Source organism: Streptomyces sp. NPDC058576 (assembly GCF_042718715.1).
Classification (GTDB): domain Bacteria; phylum Actinomycetota; class Actinomycetes; order Streptomycetales; family Streptomycetaceae; genus Streptomyces.
Map to the genome: position 1 here is coordinate 1 of NZ_JBHXPF010000119.1, position 5,465 is coordinate 5,465.

4 protein-coding genes and 1 pseudogene are annotated in these 5,465 nt (G+C 70.4%); 2 read left to right on the forward strand and 3 right to left on the reverse strand.

What is annotated here, in order from left to right:
- The 3 genes and pseudogenes from ACFWRV_RS36250 to cmdF form a co-directional block, all read right to left on the reverse strand.
- A pseudogene (locus ACFWRV_RS36250) lies at positions 1–218 on the reverse strand (hypothetical protein); the annotation flags it as partial.
- The gene (locus ACFWRV_RS36255) at positions 218–1,318 is read right to left on the reverse strand and encodes a phenazine antibiotic biosynthesis protein (protein WP_384340432.1); all 1,101 of its coding nucleotides are present in this window, start codon (positions 1,316–1,318) and stop codon (positions 218–220) included. The pseudogene ACFWRV_RS36250 and the gene ACFWRV_RS36255, both read right to left, overlap by 1 nt.
- A gap of 67 nt (positions 1,319–1,385) precedes the next feature.
- Positions 1,386–2,993: a tyrosine 2,3-aminomutase gene (cmdF, locus tag ACFWRV_RS36260; protein WP_384340434.1), complete on the reverse strand. Its 1,608-nt coding sequence runs from the start codon at positions 2,991–2,993 to the stop codon at positions 1,386–1,388.
- Positions 2,994–3,389: 396 nt separating this feature from the next.
- On the opposite strand from cmdF, the gene ACFWRV_RS36265 reads away from it, so the two are divergent.
- Together ACFWRV_RS36265 and ACFWRV_RS36270 are read left to right on the forward strand one after the other, a co-directional pair.
- Positions 3,390–4,292, forward strand: a complete 903-nt coding sequence (locus tag ACFWRV_RS36265) for a phytanoyl-CoA dioxygenase family protein (RefSeq protein WP_384340436.1) — start codon at positions 3,390–3,392, stop codon at positions 4,290–4,292.
- 92 nt (positions 4,293–4,384) lie between these two features.
- The gene (locus tag ACFWRV_RS36270) at positions 4,385–5,419 is read left to right on the forward strand and encodes a methyltransferase (protein ID WP_384340438.1); all 1,035 of its coding nucleotides are present in this window, start codon (positions 4,385–4,387) and stop codon (positions 5,417–5,419) included.
- The last annotated feature ends 46 nt before the right edge of the window (positions 5,420–5,465 follow it).

The window sequence follows — 5,465 nt, forward strand, 5'->3', positions numbered from 1 at the left end:
AGCAGGGCCGGAGACCGGCCCCGCTCGCCCGCCGAAGGGGTCGGCTCCCGGCGCAGCCGGTCCAGGGTGCGTGCGATGTACAGGCCCGGTACGAGCGAGAGTTCCGCGAGCGGCTCCCCCGCCACGCTCAGGACCGTCTCCCGCCGGCCGGTGCGGTAGGCGCCGGCGGGGACGAGGGCGTCGATGAAGGGGAGGGCCCCGTCCGGTGCGGCCCGCATCAGTAAGCGCCCGTGATGACGGGAACACCGGTGAAGGCTTCGAGCGGGCGGACGTCCGCCACGGAGTGTCCGACCGCGTCCGGCGGCGCGGTCACCCGCCGGGCCAGGTCGCGCTCGCGGTTGTTGGGCAGCAGGGCCGACTTGCTGACGTGGTGCATGACGACCTGGCCCGTCTCCCCGACGGCGGCCGGCTTGCCGCTCCCGGGGTCGACCACCGTGTAGGTGACGTGCGGCGACGGCGAGTCGAACGCGGAGTCGCCGTCCTCGGTGGTCACCCGCTCGAAGGCGGCTCCCAGCGCCATCGTGCTGCCGTAGAGCCCGAACAGCGGGATCCCGGGGAAGACCTCGCCCCGCAGCAGGTCCCGGGTGTCCCGGTCCATGCTCGTCCCGCACCAGGTGATGACCTCCACCTGGTCCCGTACGAGGTCGACCAGCCTCTCGTCGCGCGCCAGCCGCTCCAGTACGGGCGGGGGCGCCTGGAGGGCCCCGGTCCGCTGGCTGCGGAGCACGTCGGCCGCCTGGGCGAGCACATGGTCCAGGTACCGGTCGGCCTCCTCGCCGCGCCCCTCCCGCAGACAGCGGCGTACCCAGCGGGGGTCGAAGTCGACGGCGAAGCGGAAGCCGCCCCGGCGGCGGGCGTGCTGGCCGGTGAGTTCGGCGTAGTCGTGCGGCCCGCTCGGGCCGAGCGACAGCCAGTTCGCCCCGTGCGGATAGCCCCGCGCGTCCATGGCGCGCAGGGCGTTCGCCATCTCGCGTTCCATCCAGTCGGCCAGATACAGCACCCGTTTGGGGATTCCGGTGGTGCCACCGCTCTCGAAGACCCCGATCACCTCGGCGGTCCCCCCGTAGCCCCGGGGCAGCAGGTCCTCCACCGGGGCGTACCGCAGGTCGTCGACGACCTGCGGGAACAGCAGCAGATCCGCCATCGTGCGGATGTCGTGACGCGGGTCGAAGTCCAGGCTCTCCCGCCGCCGCAGCCAGAACGGCGTGCCGGTCTCCGGGGAGAAGTGCCACTGCATGGCCGCCCTGACCAGGTCGTCCGGGTCCACGTCCGCGTCGACCGGAGCGTCCAGGACCGCCAGCGCTTCCGCCGTCTTCATCCTGCCTCCTCCCATCCGCCGTGAGGTGCTGATACGTACTCGGGTGCTGGTGCCGGGTGCGGCCGGTTCACCGCAGCGTGATCCCGGCAGCGGTGACGGCGCGCAGGAACTCGCCGCGCTCGACCGCGTCGGCCACCAGCTCCAGTTCGTCCGACATGTACCGGTCGCGGTCGAGGGTCGGGGCGATGGCGCGCACGGCGTCGTACGCCGCCTTGCCGGCGGTGCTGAGCTTTCCGTAGCAGTCGTTCAGGTCCACGGCCTGGGCCGCCGCCAGGAACTCCACCGCGAGGATCTTGGTGTTGTTGGAGAGCACCCGCCGGGCGTTCCGCGCGGCGATCAGGCCCATGCTGACGATGTCCTGGTTGTCGCCGTTGGACGGGACGCTCTGGGTGCTGGCCGGGGCGATGGTCCGGTTCTCCGCGACCAGCGCGGTGGCCGGGTACTGGGCGCCGGCGAAGCCGCTGTTGAGACCGGGCTCCCCGGCGACGAGGAACTCCGGGAGGCCGTAGTTCAGGTGCCGGTTGAGCAGCCGGTTGGTCTGGCGCTCGGAGAGCACCCCGAGCTGGGTGAGGGCGATCGTGGTGAAGTCCATGGCGAACGCGACGGGCTGACCGTGGTAGTTGCCGCCGTGGAAGACTTCCTGACCGGGGAAGAACAGCGGGTTGTCGGTGGCGGAGTTGAGCTCCGTGCCCAGCGTGCTCGCCGCGTGCCGCAGGGTGTCGCGCACCGCGCCGAGCACCTGGGGGATGGCCCGCAGCGTGTACGCCTTCTGGAGGTAGACGTCGGTGCGGGTCACGTCGTCGCCCGACCGCTTGCTCTCCACCTCGCCGCGGATCTCGGCGTGGGACACGGCCAGCCGGCTGTCGGCGAGCAGGGTGCGCAGGTTGGCCGCCGAGTCGATCTGTCCCCGGTGCGGGCGCGCCAGTTCGTGGCCCTCGGCGAGGAACGGGCTGGTGGAGCACTTCAGGGCCTCCAGCAGCAGGGCGGAGACGATCTCCGCCTGGTGGAGCTGGTCGAGGGCGCGGCCGACCACGAGCGACCCCAGACCGGTCATCCCGGAGGTGCCGTTGATCAGCGCGAGGCCTTCCTTGAAGCGCATTTCCAGGGGCTCGATGCCCCGCTCGCGCAGCACCTCGCCGGTCGGGACCCGGACGCCGTCGCGGAGTACGTACCCCTCGCCGATCACGGTGATGGCGATGTGCGACAGCGTGGCGAGGTCGCCACTGGCGCCGAGCGAGCCGATCTCGGGGATCGCCGGGATGATGCCCTCGTTGAGGTAGAGGGCCAGCCGCTCCAGGACCTCGGGCCGCACCGCGGAGTAGCCGCGCGCGAGGGCGTTGAGCCGGGCGGCGAGTATCGCGCGGGCCTCGTCCTCGGCGAACAGCGGGCCGACGCCGGCGCTGTGGCTGCGGATCAGGTTCGTCTGCAGCTCCACCTCCTTGGAGGGCTCCACCTGCATGTAGATCATCTCGCCGTAGCCGGTGGTCACCCCGTACACCGACGCGCCCTGGCGGACGATGTCCTCGAACTGCTTCCGGCTGGCCGCCGCCTTGTCCAGCACCTCGGGGCTCACCGTGACAGGGGTGTGCTGCTCGGCGACGGAGCGGACGTCGTCGAGGCCGAGGTTCTCCCCGTCGAAGGTGATGCTCGCCGTCGTGGTGTCGATCGTGGTCATGATGGCTGTCTCCTCGTGTCGGCCGGGCCCGGTGACGCAATGCGCCGCACCGGGTTCCGGCTTTTTTCGTTGCTCGGCGATTCGACCACCGGGGCGTCCGGTGTCGATACGCCCGCAGGGACAGCGCGGAATGTACTTCGGGGCATACCGAAACGGATGAATGGCTGTCCCGTGACGACTCGGGGGCGTATTCAGCTGCCCGGAAGGCGATCGGACGACGCGCTCCGAACTCGCCGTCGGACCTCTCTGACCAGCACGGACACCTCGTCGTCCCGGCGCTGCCGGACGTGGCCGGCGAAAGGACGGCCGCTCTCTCCTTGTTGTCGCGGAATCGGACTCGGGTAATTCTTTTCCCCATCGCACCCGGAGAGCGATCCCGACAAGGAGGGACAGGGAATGAAGCCCCAGACGAACGATCGTTTCAGCAGCGACGCCCGAATCGACGACATCATGCACAGCATGCGTGTGAACGGCTACGCCGTTGTCGAGGATGTGCTTCCGCACGAGACGGTGGACGCCCTGCTGGGCGAGATGACGCCCTATATCGACGCCACGCCGTTCGGCCCGGACGCATTCGCCGGCCAGCGGACCAAGCGCACGGGAAGCGCCGTCGCCCGCTCGGCGGCCGTCCGCGATCTGATCGTGCACCCGCTGATCAAGGCGATAGCGGGGGAAGTGCTCGCTTCCTCCACCGAGTTCCAGCTGTCGCAGACCCAGCTCATCAGCGCCCACCCGGGCTCGGTGGCGCAGAAGCCCCACAAGGACGAACTCGTCTGGGACTTCTTCCCCTTCGCGGCCGACCACCATGTGATGTGCCAGTTCTTCTGGGCGCTCACCGACTTCACCGAAGAGAACGGCGCCACCCGGGTGGCGCCCGGCAGCGACACGATCGACCCCTCGGAGATCACGGAGGCGGACACCCTCCCCGTCGAGATGCGCAAGGGATCGGTCTTCGTCTTCAACGGCAAGGTGGTGCACGGCGGTGGGACCAACCGCTCGGACCAGGTGCGACAGGGCCTGATCACGAGCTACTGCTCCGGCTGGGTCCGGCAGGAGGAGAACCAGTACCTCGTCGCCCCGCCGGAGGTCGCCCGGACGTTCTCCGAGGACGTCCTCAGGATGATCGGCTACCAGCAGGGCTGCTTCGCCATGGGGTACGCCGGGGACATCGAGGAGCCGATGGACGTCCTCTTCGGCCGCCGGGCGGGCAGCCCGATCGTGCCGTCGGAGGCCACGCGGAGCGCCGCCAACGAGAGGGCGCGCCAGTGGAGTCAGGACGTCGCCCAGCGCACCGTCTGACTTCTTCCCGCCCCTCCCCCTCGCCCTGTCCGACCCCGCCCCGCCGGGCGGGCCCCCGTTTTCCGCGCTCCGCGCCGATCCGAGAGGTGACGATGACGTCCACGGAAGAACAACCTGTATCGGTCATGCCGATCATGAACATGGTCTACGGCCTGTGGGTGTCCCAGACACTCGTGACCGCCCATGAGCGCGATCTGTTCGGCCGTTTCGCCGCGCGACCGGGCATGACGCCGGCCGAACTCGCCGGCCTGCTGGATCTGGAGGAACGCCCCGTCGAACAACTGGTGACCGCCTGTGCGGCGTTGGGTCTGCTGCAGCGTGACGGCGAGGGATACCGCAACACGCCCATGACCACCCGCTACCTGCTGCGCGGCGGCGAGGACTACGCGGGCGGCTGGGTGGAGATCGTCTCCCGTCACGACTACCCGGGCTGGCTGCGCCTGGACGAGGCGCTGCGGACGAACCGCCCGACCGCCTGGGACAGCGAGCGCCGCGACTCACTGTTCGACGACGAGAACCCCGTGGTCGTGGAGTCGTTCTGGGAGGGCATGAGCGCGATCTCCCGGCCCACCGCGCGGACCCTGGCCCAGGCGGTCGACCTCTCGGGCGACCTCTCTCTGCTGGACGTGGGCGGCGGCGGAGGCGCCTACGCGATCGAGCTGAGCCGGGCCTACCCGTCGCTGCGCACCACCGTCTTCGACCTGCCCTTCGTCTGCGACCTGACGCAGAAGAAGGTCGAGCAGGCGGGCTTCGCCGACCGGATCTCCTTCGCCGGCGGCGACTTCTTCTCCGACCCGCTGCCCACCGGTCAGGACGCGGTGCTGCTCTCCATGATCCTGCACGACTGGGACGTCGACCAGTGCCGGAAGATCCTGCGGAGCTGCTACGACGCGCTGGCTCCCGGCGGCCGTCTGCTGATCAGCGAACTGCTGGTCGCCGACACCAAGGACGGGCCGCTCGACGCCACCTTGATGAGCCTGTCGATGCTCGTGGAGACCTTCGGCCGGAACTACACCGGGGCGGAGTACCGGGAGTGGCTGTTGGAGACGGGCTTCGCCGAGGTCGAGATACGCCGGTTCGACGCCCCGGCCGCCAACGGGGTCGTCATCGCCCGCAAGCCCGGGTGAGCCCTCGGCGCGATCGGTGACGCACTGCCTCGGCCCCCGGCCCGCC